The sequence below is a fragment of the Pseudarthrobacter sp. NCCP-2145 genome, from assembly GCF_023708005.1.
Lineage (GTDB): Bacteria > Actinomycetota > Actinomycetes > Actinomycetales > Micrococcaceae > Arthrobacter > Arthrobacter oxydans.
In genome coordinates, this window is sequence record NZ_BRCG01000004.1 from 59,252 (window position 1) to 78,818 (window position 19,567).

The following is a 19,567-nucleotide window of genomic DNA, read 5'->3' on the forward strand; positions in this document are numbered from 1 at the left end:
CCCGGGCCCCGCCTAGGATGGGGTGACCCCCGCCCAACATGAAGGATCCTCCGTGCGAAGTTTTGTTTCCGCTGCCGCAACCGTGCTGGCAGTGCTGCTGGCCGCCGTCGCAGTCCCCGCCGTCTGGCTGGACCGCAACATCGTGCAGGAGCAGGGCTTCGTTGAGCTGGCAGCTCCGCTCGGAAGGGACCCGGGGTTCCAGCAGCAGCTGGCTGCGGCAGCGGTGGCAACCATCGACACCAGTGCCGTACCCGGTGTCCTTTCGGACCTTATCCAGCCGGTGCTGGAGGACGCCGCGTCGGCACTGACCGCCCTGCCGGAGTATCCCGATGCATGGGAGGAAACGCTGCGCAGGAGCCACCGGCTCAGCTTCGCCAGCCCGGCGGCGGACGACGGCGGATCAGCCCCTGCGTCGTCCCTCACCCTTGACGTCGCTCCCTTGGTGTCGCTGGGCGCCGGGGAGATCGCACGGACCACGGGGTTGCCCCTGGACCCGCCGGACCAGACCCTCATCAATGTGGGCCAGCCTGAACACAGGGAATGGACCGAGAGGCTCACCACGTATGCCCCCGCCGGATATCTTCTGGCCGGAGGCTCGGCGATCGCGCTGCTCCTGGCCCTGGTGGCGGCGAACCGGCGCTGGACAGTGGTTGCCGGCGCGGGAGCAGGCGCGTTGCTGCTGGCGGCTGCGTGGACCCTCGCTTCAGGGATTGCCTCCGCTGCCGCTGTGTCCGCGGACAGCGGAAATGAGGTTGCCAACATGTTCAGGGATGAGCTGGTGGCGGCGTCCGCAGCAGATTTCCGGGCCTGGACCATGGCAGCGGCCGCTGGCGGCGGTGCGCTGTTGCTCCTGGCCCTGGTGGCCGGGTTCGCCACGCGAAGGCGGGGCCGGGCAAGCCGGTAGCATGGAGTAATGACCCCCTCAGCTGTTTCCCTTTCGATGCCCACCATCCCGCGTAGGCGCCGCTCACCTGAGGAAGTAGCTGCCGCAGCCCCCGTCTCCGGAACCAAGAAGGTGCTGCTCGCTGCTCCCCGCGGTTACTGTGCCGGCGTTGACCGTGCCGTCATCGCCGTCGAGAAGGCCCTGGAACACTACGGTCCTCCGGTGTACGTGCGAAAGCAGATCGTCCACAACGTGCACGTGGTCAGCTCCCTGGAGGAGCAGGGTGCCATCTTCGTCGACGAAACGGACGAAGTGCCCGAGGGCGCCCTGGTGATCTTCTCGGCCCACGGCGTCTCGCCTGCCGTGGTGCAGTCCGCCGAGGACCGCGGCCTGCGCACCATTGACGCCACGTGCCCCCTCGTGACCAAGGTCCACAAGGAGGCCGTCCGGTTTGCCAAGGACGATTTCGACATCCTGCTGATCGGCCACGACGGCCATGAGGAAGTCGAGGGAACGGCGGGAGAGGCTCCGGAACACATCCAGATCATCAACGGCCCGCACGAGGTGGACAAGGTTACTGTCCGGGACCCGGAGAAGGTGATCTGGCTTTCCCAGACCACCCTCAGCGTCGACGAAACCATGGAAACGGTCCGCCTGCTCAAGCAGCGGTTCCCCACCCTGCAGGATCCGCCCAGCGACGACATCTGCTACGCCACCACCAACCGCCAGGTGGCCATCAAGAAGATCTCGCCGCAGGCAGACCTGGTGATCGTGGTGGGCTCAGCGAACTCCTCCAACTCTGTCCGGCTGGTGGAAGTGGCACTGGAGTACGGGGCGAAGGCTTCCTACCGCGTGGATTTCGCGAACGAGGTCGATGAAGCCTGGTTTGAAGGCGTCGCCACTGTCGGCGTGACATCCGGAGCATCGGTCCCGGAGGTCCTGGTCCAGGACGTCCTGCGCCTGCTGGCCGAGTACGGCTACGGCGCCGTGGAGGAAGTCGTCACCGCCGAGGAAGATCTGCTCTTCTCGCTGCCCAAGGAACTCCGGGCAACACTCAAGCAGGCCGGCGACGTGAGCCGCGCCCTGGGCGGACGCCGCTCGCGGTACTGACCGGCACACGCAAGTCGGAGCCGCTGCGCATCTGATCTTCGTGGACGTGTGCCCGGCAACTGCCGGGCCCACTTTTTTATGCCTCCTGGCGTTGCCGTCAGGCTGCCTCGTGGTCGCTTTGCAGCTCAGGCGCCGCCAGGGCCCGCGGGGTGACCTCAACAACCGGAGGGGCGGCAAGTCCGGACTCCTCCAGCGAATTCAGCTTCCGGGCCGTGGGAAGGACGCGGGCTTCCAGGGTCCCCACCATGGCGTTGTAGCGGTCCACTGAAGATTTCAGGGACGAGCCCAGTTTGGTGACGTTCTCGCCCAGGGTCCCCATCCGGTCGTACAGCTGCCGTGCCAGTTCGAACAACTCCCGGGCGCTGTCCGTGAGGACGTCCTGCCGCCAGGTGAAGGCAACGGACTTGAGCACCGCCAGCAGGGTGCTGGGGGACGCCAGGACCACGTTCTTCGACAGCGCGTGGTCGAGGAGCCCGGCGTCGGCCATGAGCGCCGCGGCCAGGATGGACTCGGCAGGAATGAAACAAATCACCAGCTCGGGGGAGTTGCCCGGGATGTCCCAGTACTTTTTGCTGCTCAGGGAATCAACGTGTGCCCGCAGTGCCTTGGCATGGGCGGCCAGCAGCGCCTGCTGGTTCCGGCGGTCGCTCCCGGACAGCGGTCCGGCCTGCCGGGCGCCGGAATCAGGGCGGAGGTCCTGCGCGGCACCAAGTTCCTGGGCTTCCAGGTAGGAGGAGAGCGGTACTTTTGCGTCCACCACCAGCTGCTTTTCGCCCGGCAGCTGTACCACCAGGTCCGGCCTTACGCCCGCATCATGCCCGGCACTGTGGACCTGCTCCACGAAATCGACGTGCCGCAGCATTCCCGATGCCTCCACCACCCTGCGGAGCTGGACTTCGCCCCACTGGCCCCGGGCACTGTTCGACCTCAGGGCAGACTCCAGGGCGTGGGTGGAACGGATGAGCTGTTCATCGGAGAGCCGCGCCTCCTGCAGTTGCTGGGCGAGCTGGCCGTACTGCTCCACCCGGTCCCGTTCCAGCAGCGCCACCTGCTGCTGGACAGCCGTCAGTTTCTCCGCCACCGGGGCAAGTGCGCGCAGAACGCTGCCGTCCTGCGTCCGGGCCTCACCCAGCTCGCGGTTCTGTGCCGCCAAAAGCCTTCGCTCGGCGTCGGCCGCGGCAAACTGCGCGCTGACCTCCGAAAGCCGTGACGACACGGCATCGAAGTCCTCTTCCAGGCCGCGGGTGTTTTTCCGCAGCACGAAGAACACGGCGGCAGCACCCGCAAAGGCACCCAGCAGCAGCATGAACAAAGCAAGAATCAAGGCGAAACCATCCATGCCCTCACTGTCGCACGGGGCTGTGACATTTTGCCGAAGCGACATTTTCCCTGGCCTGCGCCGGACCCGGGCCGCCCGCTGCAGGTAGAATAAATCCTCGTGGCTCTTACTATTGGCATCGTCGGACTGCCCAACGTCGGCAAATCAACTCTCTTCAACGCACTCACCCGCAACCAGGTCCTGGCCGCGAACTACCCGTTCGCCACCATCGAACCCAACGTCGGCGTCGTGAACCTGCCCGACCCCCGGCTTCAGAAGCTGGCCGAGATCTTCGGATCGCAGCGCCTCCTGCCCGCCCCGGTGTCCTTCGTGGACATCGCCGGCATCGTCAAGGGCGCCTCGGAAGGGGAAGGCCTGGGCAACAAGTTCCTGGCCAACATCCGCGAAGCCGAAGCCATTGCGCAGGTGGTGCGAGTCTTTGATGACCCCGATGTCATCCACGTCGACGGCAAGGTGGACCCCCGCTCGGACATGGAAACCATCAACACCGAGCTCATCCTGGCAGACCTGCAGACCATCGAGAACGCCATCCCGCGGATCGAAAAGGAAGTCAAGATCAAGAAGCGGGAAGCTGCGGAGCTTGCCGCCATCAAGGCAGCCCAGGCGGTCCTGGAGCGCGGCGACACAGTCTTCTCCTCCATCAAGAGCGACAAGCTCGAAATGGAACACCTCAAGGAGCTCGGCCTCCTGACGGCCAAGCCGTTCATCTACGTCTTCAACGCCGATGAAGGCATCTTGGGCAATCCCGAAAAGCAGGAGGAACTGCGGGCCATGGTTGCCCCGGCGGACGCCGTTTTCCTTGACGCCAAGCTCGAAGCGGACCTCGTGGAACTGGACGAGGAAGAAGCCCGCGAGATGCTGGAAATGAATGGCCAGGACGAATCCGGGCTGGACCAGTTGGCGCGCGTCGGCTTCCACACCCTGGGCCTGCAGACCTACCTGACCGCCGGCCCCAAGGAAACCCGTGCCTGGACCATCCGCCAAGGTGATACTGCACCGCAGGCAGCAGGGGTGATCCACTCCGACTTCCAGCGCGGCTTTATCAAGGCCGAGGTGGTGTCCTTCAACGACCTGGTGGAAGCCGGGTCCATGGCCGAGGCCAAGTCCCGCGGCAAGGTCCGTATTGAGGGCAAGGAATACGTGATGGCCGACGGCGACGTGGTGGAGTTCCGCTTCAACGTCTAAGCCCACAGGATTTTCGGGCACGTGGCCTAGGATCTACCCATGACGACTCTTCAGGGTGCGGTTGTTCTGGTAGTCGGCGCCACCGGCGGACTAGGTTCGCGCATCGCCGCCCAGCTGGAAAGTAGCGGCGCCATCGTCGCCCGGTCGTCAAGGTCTGCCGGGCATGATCTGCGCGCACCCTCCGTGATCCGGGAGGTCCTGGAAGGCACGACTGCGCAGCACGGACGCCTCGACGGGCTGGTGGTGGCGTCCGGGGTCGTCGCTTTCGGCGCCGCATCAGACCTCGAACCCGCCACGGTGGACGAACTCTTCGCGGTGAACACGACCAGTCCCATCCACCTCATTACGCAGAGCCAGCCCTACCTCGCGGCCTCGGCACGTGAGGGACGGGAGCCCTTCGTTGTCACGCTGAGCGGCGTTGTGGCCGAGTCGCCCGTCGCCGGCCTGGCGGCATACTCGGCGTCGAAAGCAGGGCTTGCTGCCTTCGTTGTCGCTGCGGCGCGCGAGTATCGCCGCGCAGGCATCCGGATCCTGGACGCCCGCCCAGGCCACACGGGCACCACGCTGTCCGATCATCCGATCGCCGGGTCGGCGCCGCGGTTCGGCGCGGGGCTGGATCCGGACCTGGTGGCAGCGCGGATTATCACCGCGATCGTCGACGGCGAGAAGGATCTGCCGAGCACCGCCTTCCAGGCTGATCCAAGTCCTTGAACCCAGCGCCAATGACGTCCGGACCACACCTCCGCCTTGTTCTGCCGCATCAGTTGTTCCGCGAGCAACTCGATGCGGCAGACGGCACCGTGTTTGTGCTGATCGAGCACGACCTGCTCTTTCGCCAGTACTCGTTCCACTCCCACAAGCTGGTCCTGCACCGGGCATCCATGAGCAGGTTTGCGCGCCGCCTCGGCGCGAAGGGCCACGACGTTGTCGTCCTCCGCAGCGAGGCCGGCCGCAGCTCCCACCAGCAGCTCGCAGACCTGGTGCGCCACCGCCGCCCGGCACAGGTGACCTGGTTCGACGTGGTGGACGACTGGCTTGAACAGGACCTGTACTCCGGCCTGGCCGACGGCGGCTACCGGATGCGCGGTGAGGACGTGCTGGAGACGCCGAACTTCCTCACGGACCGCGGGCAGATTGACGACTGGTTTGCCGCCAACGCTGCCCGCATGCACGACTTCTACGTATGGCAGCGCCGCCGCCTCGGCGTCCTGGTCGACGGCAGCGGGCAGCCGGCAGGCGGGAAATGGTCCTTTGACGCGGACAACCGGAAAAAGCTTCCCCGGGGATACACTCCCCGCACGGTGGGGCGGTTTGCGCGCCACCCCATCCATCAGCTGGAGGGGACCTTCGACTTTGAAGCCCTCACCGAACCGCCCGCCGTTGCCGCGGACGAGGCGTCCGACGACGTCGAACGGGCGGTTGCCTGGGTGGCGGAGGAGTTCCCGGATGCCCCGGGCGATCCCGCCCTGTTTGCCTGGCCCACGAGCGCGGACGAGGCACGCAAGCACCTCCACGAGTTCGTCCGCGAACGGCTGGACGACTTCGGCCCCTACGAGGACGCTATTTCCACCACGCATCCGTTCATCGCCCATGGCCTGCTCACGCCGGCGCTGAACATCGGACTGCTGGACCCGAGGGAAGTCCTGGAGGCCGTGCTCGCGGGTGCAGGTCCCAATACTCCTCTCGCCTCCCTGGAGGGTTTCGTCCGGCAGGTGATCGGCTGGCGGGAGTACATGCGCGCCACCTACCGGACCCGCGGCCGGCAGATGCGCACGGCCAACCGGCTGAACCACCGAAACGGCCTGGGGGAAGGGTGGTGGGAGGCAGACACGGGGCTCGCACCCGTGGACATGGTGGTCTCGCGGGTCCTTGCCACGGGGTACGCCCACCACATCGAGCGGCTGATGGTCCTGGGCAACGCCATGTCCCTGCTGAGGATCCATCCCGACGACGTCTACGAGAGGTTCATGGAACTGTTCATCGACGCGTACGACTGGGTGATGGTCCCCAACGTGTACGCCATGAGCCAGTTCGCGGCGGGGGAGGCGATCACCACGAAGCCCTACGTTTCGGGCAGCAACTACCTCCGCAGGATGTCGGACCTGCCGGCTGGGGAATGGATGCATGACTGGGACGGGCTGTACTGGACCTTCATCGATGACCACCGGGAGGTCTTCGAAAGGAATCCCCGCTCCCGGATGGTGGTCTCCCTCCTGGACGCCATGGATCCGGACAAGCGGCGGGAGCACCGCCGTCGTGCCCAAGCACTGCTCGGCGCAGGACAGGGAGCAACACGGCTGCTGCGGACGGCACCGTCAATCGAGGGCCCGCACGCCTTATCCTGAGTACAGGGCGTGATCCTGGCGATTCCAGGAGCCCCTCCCGCAGAAGGAAAACAAGGAGGCGGCATGCCGTTCAGGCGTCTGGTGCACTACATCACCGCGGCAGTGGCGGGAGCCCTGGTCCTGTCGGGGTGCTCGGGCAACGGCGGCACCACCCCCGTGGTGGTGGGTGAGGCCAAGCGCGGCGGCAGCGTGAGTGTTGCGGAGGTCAACGCGTTCTCCTCCTTCAACCCCTACAGTGCGGACGGCAACACCGATATCAACTCCAAGATCGGCTACATCACCCACTCGGGTTTCTACTATCTGGATGACGCCGCAAAAGTGGTGCGGAACGAAAAATTCGGTCGCTACGAGAAGGTCTCGGACCAGCCGTTGAAGGTCAGGTACACCGTCAATGAGGGCGTCAAATGGTCCGACGGCGAGGCGGTCGACGCCGGGGACCTCCTCCTGAGCTGGGCGGCCGGGTCAGGATATTTTGACGACGCCGATCCCCTGGCGGGGACAGGCAGCACCTACTTTTCGGTAGCCTCCGATACCAGCGGCCTTGCCGGCACCGTGCTGCCGGAAATCGGGGCGGACGGCCGCTCCATCACCCTGGAATACGCCGTGCCCTACGCTGACTGGGAAGTGGCATTCGACGTCGGCCTGCCGGCACACGTGGTGGCAGCGAAAAGCGGCCTGAATGACGAAGAAGACCTGATCGACCTGATCCGGGACTCGCCGCGCGGCAATGAGGAAGAGCCCGCGGTCAACGAACCCCTCAAGCGGGTCAGCGACTTCTGGAACTCGGGGTTCGACTCCAAGAGCCTGCCCGACGATCCGTCCCTGTATCTCTCCAGCGGCCCGTACATCGTCCGCGATATCGTCCCCGAAGTCTCCATGACCCTCGTCCGGAACCGCGACTACGTGTGGGGCCAGGAGCCCTGGCTGGATGAAATAACCGTCCGCTTCACAGGTTCCGTGCCCACGGCAGTCGAAGCGCTCCGCAACGGCCAGGCCGACATCATCTCCCCCCAGCCTTCGGCGGAAACCGGGGAACTCCTGGCCGGACTGGCGGACCAGGGCAACACTGTTGAGTGGTACAACCAGTCAGGCTACGACCACCTGGACCTCACCTTCTCCGGGCCGTTCGCCGACAAGGATGTCCGGCAGGCCTTCCTGAAGGCGGTACCCCGCCAGGCCATTATCGACGCCGTGGTGGGGGACCGGCAGACAGATGCCGCGCCCCTGGATTCGCACGTGTTCCTGCCCGCCCAGCCCAAATACGGCGACACCGTCAAGAACAACGGCTCGTCGGACTATGCAGAGGTGGACATCGACGGGGCAAAGGCGCTCCTGGATGGTGATACCCCCACCATCCGGATCCTCTACAACCGGGACAACCCCAACCGCGCCACGGCATTTTCCCTGATTCGGGACTCTGCCGCGCAGGCCGGATTCCAGGTGGTCGATGCGGGGCAGGGGAGTGCTGACTGGGCCCGGGCGCTCGGCGGTGGAGGCTACGATGCTGCGCTTCTGGGCTGGATTGGCACCGCGGCGGGGGTCAGCCGGGTTCCCCAGATCTTCCGTACCGGCGCCGGCAGCAACTTCAACGGCTTTTCCGACGGCGACGCCGACAGGCTGATGGAACAGCTGGCCGGCACCACAGACCTGGGCAAACAGGATGAGCTCCTGGCCGAGATCGACAAACAGATCTGGGAAAACGCCTATGGCCTCCCGCTCTACCAGACGATTGGCGCCACAGCTTTCAGCGCCCGGGTGGCGGGGGTCAAGACGAGCGCGGGCCCCCTGGGCGTCTGGTGGAACGTGTGGGAGTGGCGCCTGGCGCAGCCGGCGTCGTCCTGATTCCAGGGACGAAAACCTTCCCTTCTGCACGATTCGCCGTAGCGGCTACCGGCGAGTAGCATGTGACTTGCACAACTTCCGTTGACCGACTAGGCGTTCAGTTCAAGCCGGTCACGGTTTGGCAACGGAGTACCAGTATCTGGACTTCGTGCGGTTAGGCTACTCGTATATGTAGGTTGCGTCACAGTCGAAAGCTGCGTCTCGCCTGCGGGGAACCACCAGATTCCCCCTCGTTATCTCCCACAACTCATAGGAGGCGGAATGCGTTTTACGCGCACTTCCAAAGCACTGGGCATGGTGGCAATCGCCGCCCTCGCCCTGACCGGCTGCGGCGCTGGAGGCGGCAGCAATGAAGGGGCAAGCGACGCCGCAGGCGATCCGGCCAAGATCATTACGGCTTACAGCAACGAACCCCAGAACCCGCTGCTGCCGGCAAACACCAACGAGGTCTATGGCGGCCGCGTTGTTGAGCTTCTCTTTGAAGGCTTGACCAGCTACAGCCCCAGTGGTGAGTCGGTCAACGCGCTGGCTGAGTCCATCGAATCCCCGGATGGCCAGAACTACACCATCAAGGTCAAGGGCGGCACCAAGTTCACCAACGGCGAGGAAGTCACCGCCAAGAGCTTTGTTGACGCATGGAACTTCGCCGCGCTGAGCACCAACGCCCAGGCAAACAGCAGCTTCTTCGAATCCATCGAGGGCTACGACGCCGTCAGCGCCACCAAGAAGGAAGGCGAAACGGAAGTCCCCGCCCCCACGGCAGAGACCCTCTCCGGCCTGGTCCTCAAGGATGACTCCACCATCGAGGTCAAGCTGACGCAGCCCGAGGCCGACTGGCCGCTGCGCCTTGGCTACACCGCCTTCATGCCGCTGCCCTCCGAGGCCATCGCTGATCCCAAGGCTTACGGCGAGAACCCTGTTGGCAACGGCCCGTACAAGATGGCCAAGGAAGGCGCCTGGCAGCACGACAGCCAGATTGAACTCGTCAAGAACGAGGACTACGCCGGTACCCGCGAAGCCAAGAACGGCGGCGTGACCTTCAAGTTCTACACGGACCCGGCCCCCGCCTACACCGATATCCAGGCCAACAACCTGGACGTCACGGATGTCCTTCCCACCAACGCCCTGAAGACCTACACCACGGACTTCCCGGACAACCACCTGAACAAGCCGTACGCAGGCAACTCCACCCTGAACATCCCGGGCTACCTGCCCGAGTTCCAGGGTGAAGCGGGCAAGCTGCGCCGCCAGGCCATCTCCATGGCCATCAACCGTGACGAGATCACCAAGGTCATCTTCAGCGGCACCCGCATCCCGGCGAAGGACTTCACCTCCCCGGCCGTGGACGGCTACAACGAGAACGTCGAGGGATCCGAGGTCCTGAAGTTCGATGCCGCCAAGGCAAAGGAAACCTGGGAAAAGGCCAATGCCATCAGCCCGTGGCCGGCAGACAAGACCCTTCAGCTCGGCTACAACACCGATGGCGGCAACAAGGAATGGATCGACGCTGTTGCCAACAACCTGAAGAACAACCTCGGCATCCAGGCTGAAGGCCAGCCCTTCGCCAAGTTTGCTGAACTTCTGGACCTGCGCAAGTCCCAGACGCTCCCCGGCTTCGCCCGGGCCGGCTGGCAGGCTGACTACCCGTCGCTCTACAACTTCCTCGGCCCGCTGCTGCGGACCGGTGCCAGCGCCAACTACGAGGGCTACTCGAACCCCGAGTTCGACAAGCTCCTCGACGAAGGCCTGGGTTCCAAGTCCACGGACGATGCCAACGCGAAGTTCACCGAGGCCCAGGAAATCCTGTTCCAGGACCTGCCCAACCTCCCGCTGTGGTACTCAGCACGCCAGGTCGTGTGGAGCCAGAACGTCACCAACGTGGACAGCGGCTGGAACGGTGTCATCCAGTACTACAACATCACCGCGAAGTAGTCCTGAGACCGTCCAACTCAAATAGCTAGTGGGGGTCCGGCGCCAGCCGGGCCCCCATAGCCTTGATACCGGCAGGAAGCTGTCCTACATGAAATTCCCCCCATCTCCACAAACCCCGGAGGGTCTGCTGTGATCCAGTTCATTCTCCGGCGCCTGCTCCAAGTCATCCCCGTGTTCCTGGGCACCACCCTGCTGGTCTATTTCATGGTGTTTGCCCTCCCCGGTGACCCCATCAGGGCGCTCTTCGGAGACCGTCCGCCGAGCGAAGCCGTCATCGCGGCGCTCCGCCAGCAGTACAACCTGGACCAGCCGTTCTGGGTCCAGTACGGCCTGTTCCTCAAGAATCTCTTTACGTTCAACCTGGGCGTCGATTTCACCGGCCAGCCCATCGCCGCCACCCTCGGCCGCGTCTTCCCCGTCACCGTGATGCTGGCCGTCGAAGCGCTCGTCATCCAGGCAGTGTTTGGCATCGGCTTTGGACTCATCGCCGGCCTCCGCAAGGGAAAGATCTTCGACTCGACGGTCCTGCTCGCCTCGCTCGTCGTCATTGCCATCCCCATCTTTGTCCTCGGCTTCGTCCTGCAGCTGGTCTTCGGTGTGTACCTGGGGTGGGCCAAACCCACCGTGGGTACGGACGTCAGCTGGAGCACGCTGCTGCTTCCGGCGTTCGCGCTGGCGCTGGTCTCCTTCGCCTACGTGCTCCGCCTCACCCGGGCGTCGGTCATTGAAAACTCAACCGCCGATTACGTCCGCACCGCTACTGCGAAGGGACTGTCCCGGCCCCGCGTGGTCATGGCGCACATCCTCCGCAACTCGATGATTCCCGTTGTCACCTACCTGGGCGCCAGCCTGGGCGGCCTGATGGGCGGCGCCATCGTCACCGAAGGCATCTTCAACGTCCCCGGTGTGGGGCAGAAGCTCTACCAGGCGATTCTCCGCAGCGAGGGACCCACCGTCGTCGCGATCGTGAGCGTGCTGGTGCTGGTCTTCGTTATCGCCAACCTGCTGGTTGATCTGCTGTACGCCTGGCTTGATCCGAGGATTCGCTATGAAAAGTAACCAAGACACCACGCACTTCGTTGCCCCCCTTGAGGAGACCCCTCTGCTGGCAACGGATGCGGTGAAGACTGACCAGGCCCCGCTGAGCCTTTGGGCTGACGCCTGGCGGAAGCTCCGCCGTCGTCCGCTGTTCATCGTCTCGGCAGTGATGATCCTGGTCATACTGGTTGTGGCGTTCTTCCCGGGCCTGTTCACCCAGACTGCACCGAACGACAACTGCCAGCTGGCAAATTCGGACGGCGCACCCTCGGCCGGGCATCCGTTCGGGTTCACCTTCCAGGGCTGCGACGTGTACGCCCGCGTCATTTACGGCACGCAGGCCTCCGTCATGGTTGGCGTCTTCGCCGTCATCGGCGTGCTCATCATTGGGGTTACCCTGGGCGCGCTGGCCGGCTTCTACGGCGGCTGGATCGACGCCGTGATCGCCCGCCTCGGCGACATCTTCTTTGCACTGCCGCTGGTGCTCGGTGCACTGGTGGTCACCCAGCTGCCGTTCTTCCGTGAAAACAAGAGTGTGTGGACGGTCATCATGATCATCGTGCTGCTTGCGTGGCCGCAGATGGCAAGGCTGACCCGGGGCGCGGTGATCGAAGTCCGCAACGCCGACTTCATCACGGCGGCGCGGTCGCTGGGCGTGTCCAGGATCCAGAGCCTCATCAAGCATGTGCTGCCCAACGCCCTCGCCCCCATCATCGTGCTGGCCACCATGGAGCTCGGTGTGTTCATCGTGCTGGAGGCGACGTTGTCGTTCCTTGGCATCGGCCTTCCAGGAAGCATCATGTCCTGGGGCAATGACATTTCCGCGGCGCAGTCGTCCATCCGCACCAACCCCGCAGTGCTCCTCTACCCGGCTGCCGCCCTGTCCATCACCGTCCTGAGCTTCATCATGCTGGGCGACGCCCTGCGCGATGCTCTTGACCCGAAGAGCCGCCAGCGATGAAGGAGGCACACGTGACTGCATCAGATGTCACCATTACCGAAGCCGGAACACCCGCGAACCGGCCGCTCCTGGAAATCCGGGACCTGGCCATCACGTTCAACACCAGCAACGGCGAGGTGAACGCTGTCCGGAATGCCCACCTCACCATCATGCCGGGGGAGACCGTGGCAATCGTGGGCGAGTCCGGCTCGGGCAAATCAACAACCGCCCTCGCAGCCATTGGGTTGCTGCCGGCCAACGGCCGGGTCTCCGGCGGACAGATCCTGCTGGACGGCGAAGACATCTCGCATGCGCCGGAAAAGCGGATGATCGAGCTGCGCGGCAACACCATCGGCATGGTGCCCCAGGACCCCATGTCCAACCTCAACCCAGTGTGGAAGATCGGCTACCAGGTCAAGGAGACCCTGCGCGCGAACGGCAGGCCCAGCGGACCGGAGGACATCGCGAAGGTGCTGTCCGAGGCAGGCCTGCCGGACGCCCACCGGCGCGCCAGGCAGTACCCGCACGAGTTCTCCGGCGGCATGCGCCAGCGGGCCCTGATTGCCATCGGCCTGTCCTGCCAGCCCCGGCTGCTGATCGCGGATGAGCCCACGTCAGCGCTGGATGTCACGGTGCAGCGGCAGATCCTGGACCACCTTGAAGGCATGACGTCCGAGCTCGGTACGGCTGTCCTGCTGATCACCCACGACCTTGGCCTTGCCGCCGAACGCGCGGACAAGGTTGTGGTCATGTACCGCGGCCAGGTGGTCGAATCAGGGCCGTCGCTCGAGCTGTTGCAGAACCCGCAGCATCCCTACACCAAGCGGCTCGTGGAATCGGCACCGTCCCTCGCCAGCCGGCGGATCCAGGTTGCCAAGGAACAGGGCGTGGAAGCGGCCGACCTCCTGGCTCCGGCCGCCGAGGCGCTCACCGCCGACAACGTCCTTCAGATCCAGGACCTGCGGAAGGTGTACAAGCTTCGGCAGGGCCTGGGAAAATCGTCGGACTTTGCGGCCGTGGACGGCGTCACCTTCGACGTCCTTCGCGGAACCACGACGGCGATCGTGGGGGAGTCGGGCTCCGGCAAGTCCACAGTGGCCAAGATGGTGCTCCAGCTGGAGAAGCCGACGGACGGAAAAATCCTGTTCGACGGCGTGGACACCTCACTGCTGAAGCCTTCGGAACTGTTCAAGTTCCGGCGCCGGGTGCAGCCCATCTTCCAGGATCCCTACGGCTCCCTGGACCCGATGTACAACATCTACCGGACCATTGAGGAGCCGCTGCGGGTCCACAAAATCGGGAACAAAGCCAGCCGCGAGAAGAAGGTCCGCGAGCTGCTGGACCAGGTGGCGCTGCCGCAATCCACCATGCAGCGGTACCCGAACGAGCTCTCCGGCGGCCAGCGGCAGCGCGTTGCCATTGCCCGTGCGCTGGCGTTGGACCCTGAAGTCATCATCTGTGACGAGGCGGTGTCCGCCCTGGACGTACTGGTCCAGGCACAGGTGCTGAACCTGCTGGCCGACCTGCAGTCCAACCTCGGCCTGACCTACCTCTTCATCACCCACGACCTCGCTGTGGTCCGCCAGATCGCCGACCACGTCTGCGTGATGGAGAAGGGGCGCCTGGTGGAGACCGGCTCCACGGACGACGTCTTCGACGCGCCGCAGCAGGAGTACACACAGGCGCTGCTCAACGCCATCCCGGGGGCCAAGCTGATGCTTCCGCCGGAAGTTGCATAAGCGGACTGCCCGCACACTAAGTACGGCTGGAGCCGGGGCCTTCGGGCCCCGGCTCCAGCCGTCTGCGCTTCAGTCCTGGCCCGGGCCGTCGTCCCGGGTGCCGGAGGCCCGCAGCGGCTGCTGGTCCGCCGTCGGCTTCCGGTCCAGGCCCAGGTCCCGAAGGCGGCCCTCGAGGAGGACTCCCAATTTTTGGCGTCCCGCAGGGTTCATGTGCACTGTATCCGCGAGGTCCTTGGCCAGGCCGTACCGGGTCAACCAGTCACCCACGGATACGAAGGGGAGGGCATGGGACGCTGCCACCGACCCCAACAGGGCATCGACTTCGGTCCGCCGGCCGCCGCCGTGGGCTTCCCCGCGGGCAAGCGTTCCGATCATCGCCATGGGCGTGCCGGGGTACCGCTCCCGCAGCTCCGCGATCAGGCGTTCGGCATTGGCGGTTATCTGCCTGTCACTCGCTGCACCGGCGGCGTCATTGCCGCCGCCCTGGATGACAATGAGCGCCGGCGTTCCCGACGGCAGCAGCCAGTCGCCGCGCAGCAGGGCATCAATGTAGTTGCCTGTTGCACCGTTCGAGGAGACAAAGCCGGTCCCGCCCCGGCCGCAGAAGTACACGTTGTAGCCCGCAGCAGCCAGGCCCAGCCGCGGCCAGCCGTCAACGGGTTCCGACTGTGAATCACCGATCAGCAGGACCGTCCTGCTGACCTCCGGGACAACGGCCTCGAGCCGCCCGTTGGCCGGGTTCAGGACGCGTGAACCGGCAGTTGCGGCTGCAGGATTTCCGGCTGCCCCTTGGGATCCCGCCGCAGCCCCCGCCGCAGCCGCTGCCGCAACTGGACGGCCAGGATTCCCCGGGTCCGCGGCGGGCAGGCCGCAGCCGGAGAGGCTTGCGGACAAGGCAACAGCCGCAGCGACGCCGGACACGGCACAACGGGTCCAGGCCTTGGCGGCCGGGGATTTTCGCATCTGGTGTCTTTCGGGCTTGCACGGTCTGTCAGAGCAATCATGTTGCATGCCGTCCTGGATGGCCAGTGATTTTGCCCACAATTTTCCGTGGCGGGGCAGGGCCGGGGCCACGCAGTGCCCGCACGCCGCCGGAGAATTTAGGCCAATAAATGGCACTGGCGCTAGAATGGAGGAAGGCGCCCTGTGCTAAGGGCCTGATCCGTCGTGCGTTCCGGTTGGAAATGTCGCGATACAACAGCTGACTTTCACCACTGAATCGAGCCATTACGCATGTCTGAAACCACCACCAACACCGCGGTCGCCACTGCATCACGCAGTGACCTCCGCAACGTCGCGATTGTGGCCCACGTTGACCACGGCAAGACCACCCTGGTCGACGCCATGCTCAAGCAGACCAACTCCTTTGCCGAGCACAACCACCTTGAAGACCGCGTGATGGACTCCGGTGACCTGGAGCGCGAAAAGGGCATCACCATTCTGGCCAAGAACACCACCGTGGCCTACAACGGACCGTCCTCCAACGGCGAGACCATCACCATCAACGTCATCGACACCCCCGGCCACGCCGACTTCGGCGGCGAGGTGGAGCGCGGCCTGTCCATGGTTGACGGCGTCGTCCTCCTCGTTGACGCTTCCGAAGGCCCGCTGCCCCAGACCCGCTTCGTGCTGCGCAAGGCCCTTGCCGCGCACCTGCCAGTCATCCTGCTGGTAAACAAGACCGACCGTCCCGACGCCCGCATCGAGGAAGTCGTCCACGAGTCCATGGACCTCCTCCTGGGCCTTGCCTCGGACCTGGCTGACGAGGTTCCGGACCTGGACCTGGACAAGATCCTTGAGGTTCCCGTTGTCTACGCGGCCGCCAAGGTTGGCCGCGCTTCCCTCGACCAGCCCGCTGACGGCACCGCCCCGGAGAACGAAGACCTGGAGCCGCTGTTCAAGACCATCATCGAGCACATCCCGGCACCCACCTACAACCCGGAGGGTGTGCTGCAGGCACACGTCACCAACCTGGACGCTTCCCCGTTCCTGGGCCGCCTTGCCCTGCTGCGCATCTACAACGGCACCCTGCGCAAGGGCCAGACCGTTGCCTGGGCACGCGCCAACGGTGAGCTCAAGAACGTGAAGATCACCGAACTCCTGGCCACCAAGGCCCTGGACCGCGTTCCCGCGGAGTCTGCAGGCCCGGGTGAGATCGTCGCCGTCGCCGGCATCGAGGACATCACCATCGGTGAGACCCTCACCGACGCCGAGAACCCGCAGCCGCTGCCGCTGATCACCGTGGACGATCCCGCCATCTCCATGACCATCGGTATCAACACCTCGCCGCTGGCCGGCAAGGTCAAGGGTGCCAAGGTCACGGCACGCCAGGTGAAGGACCGCCTGGACAAGGAACTGATCGGTAACGTCTCCATCAAGGTTCTCCCCACCGAGCGTCCCGACGCCTGGGAAGTCCAGGGCCGTGGCGAGCTGGCACTGGCCATCCTGGTGGAGCAGATGCGCCGTGAAGGCTTCGAACTGACCGTCGGCAAGCCGCAGGTTGTCACCAAGACCATCGACGGCAAGATCCACGAGCCGATGGAGCACATGACCATCGACGTCCCCGAGGAGTACCTCGGTGCAGTGACCCAGCTGATGGCAGCCCGCAAGGGCCGCATGACCAACATGGCCAACCACGGTACCGGCTGGTGCCGGATGGAATTCATCGTCCCCGCCCGTGGCCTGATCGGCTTCCGCACCAAGTTCCTCACGGACACCCGCGGCGCCGGCATCGCAGCGTCCATCTCCGAGGGCTACGAGCCGTGGGCCGGCCCCATCGAGTACCGCACCAACGGCTCGATGATCGCTGACCGCGCCGGTGTTGTCACGCCGTTCGCCATGATCAACCTGCAGGAGCGCGGCTCGTTCTTCGTGAAGCCCACCTCCGAGGTTTACGAAGGCATGATCGTGGGCGAGAACTCCCGCGCCGACGACATGGACGTCAACATCACCAAGGAAAAGAAGCTCACCAACATGCGTGCAGCCTCCTCTGACACCTTCGAGAACCTGACGCCGCCGCGCGATCTGACCCTTGAAGAGTCCCTCGAATTCGCCCGCGAGGACGAGTGCGTGGAAGTGACCCCGGAAGCCATCCGCATCCGCAAGGTTATCCTGGACACCAACGAGCGCGCCAAGGCCAACCGCGCCCGCGCCAAGGTCTAGTCACCGGGGCACAAAACTGAAACAGCCGGTACGGCGGTGGGGATTCCCGCCGCCGTACCGGCTTTTCTTTGTCTTGGGGGTGGCCCCGCCTGCGCAGCCACCCCGCCGCGGTGGCCCGCCCCTACCGTGCGGGCCGGCGCCTCTCGGGCGCCGGCGGGACTTCCTTGGCGGCCACTACCTCTGACAGCTGGATAACGACGTCGGCCTTCCGGGTCCTGATGGTGCACGCACCGCCGTTGCACGCCACCAGGTGGCCCAATGCGTCGGTCAGGCCGCCCTCGATGCGGTAGCGCACCACCACCCGCATTCCGGGTGTTGCGCCCGAGAGGAACCCGGCGGGGGTAGGAACAGGCTGACTCACCAGTTCATACTAGGGTGTCCGGCTAGGTTCGCGGGAACGGGCTGGGAGATAATAGGCTCAGATGTCAAGGGTCCGGCCGCAGCGCCGGATGCAAGTGCCGGCGGGTTGCCGGAACCAACGTGGAGAGGCCAGGGACGTGACGTACGTAATCGCGCAGCCGTGTGTAGATGTCAAGGACAAGGCATGTATTGAGGAGTGCCCGGTCGACTGCATCTATGAGGGTGAGCGTTCGCTGTACATCCATCCGGACGAGTGTGTGGACTGCGGTGCCTGTGAACCGGTGTGCCCTGTTGAAGCCATTTACTACGAGGATGACACCCCGGAGGAATGGGCGGACTATTACAAGGCCAATGTCGAGTTCTTCGACGACCTCGGCTCGCCGGGTGGAGCAGCGAAGGTCGGCAACACGGGCAAGGACCACCCGATGATCGCCGCACTGCCGCCGCAGAACCAAGACCACTGACGCGGGAAGATACCGTGACCCCAGCAGCGAGGACGTTCGGCCTGGACCTGCCTGACTACCCGTGGGAAGCCATGGCGCCGTACGCCGCCAAGGCAGCGGAGCACCCCGGCGGGGCCGTCAATCTTTCCATCGGGACCCCGGTGGATCCTACGCCGGCCCTGATCCAGGACGCGCTCAAGGCCGCGGCGGACGCCCCAGGCTACCCCACCGTGCACGGCACACCGGCCCTGCGTGAAGCCATCGCCGGGTGGTTTGAACGGCGCCGCGGCGTGGCAGGGCTCGATCCCCGCAACGTCATGCCCACCGTGGGCTCCAAAGAACTGGTGGCCTGGCTGCCGCTCCTGCTGGGACTCAAGCCGGGAGACGTCGTCGTCCGCCCCAAGGTCGCCTACCCCACCTACGACATCGGCGCCACCTTTGCCGGCGTGACGTCCGTGGCCACGGACAACCTGGACGAACTGGATGAAGCCACCCGTGCGCGCGTCCGGCTGATCTGGGTTAATTCCCCGGGAAACCCCACCGGCAGCGTACGCGGAATCGACTCCCTGAAGGCCGTGGTGCAGCAGGCAAGGGAACTGGGTGCCGTGGTGGCCTCCGACGAGTGCTACGCAGAACTTGGCTGGGGTGACTGGGATGTCCAGCGCGGCGGACAGGCTGTTCCCAGCATCCTTGATCCGCGTGTAGCCGGCGGATCCCATCAGGGCCTGCTGGCTGTCTATTCCCTGAGCAAGCAGTCCAACGTGGCGGGCTACCGGGCAGCGTTCGTGGCCGGCGACCCCGGCCTCATGCCCAACCTGGTGAACAGCCGCAAGCACGCGGGCATGATCGTGCCCTATCCGGTGCAGGAGGCCATGCGCGTGGCGCTCGGCGACGACGCCCACGTGGAGGCGCAGAAGGACCTGTACCGGGGGCGGCGCGAGCGGCTCGTCCCGGCGCTGCTGGACTTCGGCCTCGAGATCAAGGATTCCGACGCCGGGCTGTACCTGTGGTCCACCGCCGGGGAAAGCACCTGGGACACGGTGGGGCGGCTGGCGGAACGCGGCATCGTGGTGGGCCCCGGGGTTTTCTACGGCGAGGCCGGCAACGGATACATCCGCGTGGCGCTGACCGGAACGGACGAGCGCATCGACGCCGCAGTGTCCCGGCTCGTTTCGGCGCCGTAACAATACTGTGACTCGCGCCACAACGGCCCGGTTTTGGGGGCTTCCGGACCGTCTCGGATTAGTGG

The 19,567-nt window shown here is 65.2% G+C and carries 16 protein-coding genes; 13 read left to right on the forward strand and 3 right to left on the reverse strand.

The annotated features are described in order from the left end of the window. Positions 1 to 52: 52 nt before the first annotated feature. Entirely contained in the window at positions 53 to 904 is an 852-nt protein-coding gene (locus NFU08_RS04575; protein WP_174176503.1) for a hypothetical protein, read from the forward strand. A gap of 9 nt (positions 905 to 913) precedes the next feature. Further along, positions 914 to 1,993 carry a 4-hydroxy-3-methylbut-2-enyl diphosphate reductase gene (locus tag NFU08_RS04580; protein WP_251421047.1) on the forward strand — a complete coding sequence of 360 codons (1,080 nt, stop codon included), beginning with the start codon at positions 914 to 916 and terminating at the stop codon, positions 1,991 to 1,993. Between the two features lie 97 nt (positions 1,994 to 2,090). On the opposite strand, the gene NFU08_RS04585 is transcribed toward NFU08_RS04580, so the two are convergent. Further along, on the reverse strand, positions 2,091 to 3,332 hold the full coding sequence (locus NFU08_RS04585) for a DNA recombination protein RmuC (RefSeq protein ID WP_174176501.1): 1,242 nt from the start codon (positions 3,330 to 3,332) through the stop codon (positions 2,091 to 2,093). A gap of 99 nt (positions 3,333 to 3,431) precedes the next feature. On the opposite strand from NFU08_RS04585, the gene ychF reads away from it, so the two are divergent. The 8 genes from ychF to NFU08_RS04625 all read left to right on the forward strand — a co-directional run bounded on the left by ychF (position 3,432) and on the right by NFU08_RS04625 (position 14,353). Next, positions 3,432 to 4,517 (forward strand): redox-regulated ATPase YchF, encoded by a 1,086-nt coding sequence (ychF, locus tag NFU08_RS04590; protein WP_174176500.1) that lies wholly within the window; start codon positions 3,432 to 3,434, stop codon positions 4,515 to 4,517. A gap of 39 nt (positions 4,518 to 4,556) precedes the next feature. Next, entirely contained in the window at positions 4,557 to 5,228 is a 672-nt protein-coding gene (locus NFU08_RS04595; RefSeq protein WP_251421049.1) for an SDR family oxidoreductase, read from the forward strand. 11 nt (positions 5,229 to 5,239) lie between these two features. After that, positions 5,240 to 6,862: a cryptochrome/photolyase family protein gene (locus tag NFU08_RS04600; protein WP_251421051.1), complete on the forward strand. Its 1,623-nt coding sequence runs from the start codon at positions 5,240 to 5,242 to the stop codon at positions 6,860 to 6,862. Between the two features lie 63 nt (positions 6,863 to 6,925). Then, on the forward strand, positions 6,926 to 8,704 hold the full coding sequence (locus NFU08_RS04605) for an ABC transporter family substrate-binding protein (protein WP_251421053.1): 1,779 nt from the start codon (positions 6,926 to 6,928) through the stop codon (positions 8,702 to 8,704). A 261-nt stretch (positions 8,705 to 8,965) separates the two neighbouring features. Further along, positions 8,966 to 10,636 (forward strand): ABC transporter substrate-binding protein, encoded by a 1,671-nt coding sequence (locus NFU08_RS04610; protein WP_174176496.1) that lies wholly within the window; start codon positions 8,966 to 8,968, stop codon positions 10,634 to 10,636. 129 nt (positions 10,637 to 10,765) lie between these two features. Next, positions 10,766 to 11,695 carry an ABC transporter permease gene (locus NFU08_RS04615; protein ID WP_066277571.1) on the forward strand — a complete coding sequence of 310 codons (930 nt, stop codon included), beginning with the start codon at positions 10,766 to 10,768 and terminating at the stop codon, positions 11,693 to 11,695. Further along, positions 11,685 to 12,635, forward strand: a complete 951-nt coding sequence (locus NFU08_RS04620; RefSeq protein WP_174176495.1) for an ABC transporter permease — start codon at positions 11,685 to 11,687, stop codon at positions 12,633 to 12,635. The genes NFU08_RS04615 and NFU08_RS04620 overlap by 11 nt, the downstream gene beginning before the upstream one ends. A gap of 11 nt (positions 12,636 to 12,646) precedes the next feature. Beyond that, complete coding sequence (locus NFU08_RS04625; protein WP_251421055.1) at positions 12,647 to 14,353, forward strand: ABC transporter ATP-binding protein; 1,707 nt, start codon at positions 12,647 to 12,649, stop codon at positions 14,351 to 14,353. Positions 14,354 to 14,422: 69 nt separating this feature from the next. Here NFU08_RS04625 and NFU08_RS04630 read toward each other — a convergent pair whose 3' ends face one another. Beyond that, positions 14,423 to 15,316: an SGNH/GDSL hydrolase family protein gene (locus NFU08_RS04630; protein ID WP_251421057.1), complete on the reverse strand. Its 894-nt coding sequence runs from the start codon at positions 15,314 to 15,316 to the stop codon at positions 14,423 to 14,425. A gap of 270 nt (positions 15,317 to 15,586) precedes the next feature. Here NFU08_RS04630 and typA point away from each other — a divergent pair, with 270 nt between their 5' ends. Then, on the forward strand, positions 15,587 to 17,515 hold the full coding sequence (typA, locus tag NFU08_RS04635) for a translational GTPase TypA (protein WP_174176492.1): 1,929 nt from the start codon (positions 15,587 to 15,589) through the stop codon (positions 17,513 to 17,515). Positions 17,516 to 17,636: 121 nt separating this feature from the next. Here typA and NFU08_RS04640 read toward each other — a convergent pair whose 3' ends face one another. Further along, positions 17,637 to 17,876, reverse strand: coding sequence for a hypothetical protein (locus NFU08_RS04640; RefSeq protein WP_251421058.1), 240 nt, complete (start codon positions 17,874 to 17,876; stop codon positions 17,637 to 17,639). A 136-nt stretch (positions 17,877 to 18,012) separates the two neighbouring features. Between NFU08_RS04640 and fdxA the strand changes: the two genes are divergently transcribed. Together fdxA and dapC are read left to right on the forward strand one after the other, a co-directional pair. Next, entirely contained in the window at positions 18,013 to 18,339 is a 327-nt protein-coding gene (gene fdxA, locus NFU08_RS04645; RefSeq protein ID WP_026265673.1) for a ferredoxin, read from the forward strand. A 14-nt stretch (positions 18,340 to 18,353) separates the two neighbouring features. Further along, a complete protein-coding gene (gene dapC / locus NFU08_RS04650) occupies positions 18,354 to 19,502 on the forward strand; it encodes a succinyldiaminopimelate transaminase (protein WP_285835572.1) in 1,149 nt (382 codons plus the stop codon). The last annotated feature ends 65 nt before the right edge of the window (positions 19,503 to 19,567 follow it).

Bases quoted from the DNA above. Each gene is read 5' to 3' on its own strand.
- NFU08_RS04580 (WP_251421047.1), top strand. From the start codon at position 914: ATGACCCCCTCAGCTGTTTCCCTTTCGATGCCCACCATCCCGCGTAGG.
- NFU08_RS04585 (WP_174176501.1), bottom strand. From the start codon at position 3,332: ATGGATGGTTTCGCCTTGATTCTTGCTTTGTTCATGCTGCTGCTGGGT.
- NFU08_RS04595 (WP_251421049.1), top strand. From the start codon at position 4,557: ATGACGACTCTTCAGGGTGCGGTTGTTCTGGTAGTCGGCGCCACCGGC.
- NFU08_RS04600 (WP_251421051.1), top strand. From the start codon at position 5,240: ATGACGTCCGGACCACACCTCCGCCTTGTTCTGCCGCATCAGTTGTTC.
- NFU08_RS04605 (WP_251421053.1), top strand. From the start codon at position 6,926: ATGCCGTTCAGGCGTCTGGTGCACTACATCACCGCGGCAGTGGCGGGA.
- NFU08_RS04610 (WP_174176496.1), top strand. From the start codon at position 8,966: ATGCGTTTTACGCGCACTTCCAAAGCACTGGGCATGGTGGCAATCGCC.
- NFU08_RS04620 (WP_174176495.1), top strand. From the start codon at position 11,685: ATGAAAAGTAACCAAGACACCACGCACTTCGTTGCCCCCCTTGAGGAG.
- NFU08_RS04630 (WP_251421057.1), bottom strand. From the start codon at position 15,316: ATGCGAAAATCCCCGGCCGCCAAGGCCTGGACCCGTTGTGCCGTGTCC.
- typA (WP_174176492.1), top strand. From the start codon at position 15,587: ATGTCTGAAACCACCACCAACACCGCGGTCGCCACTGCATCACGCAGT.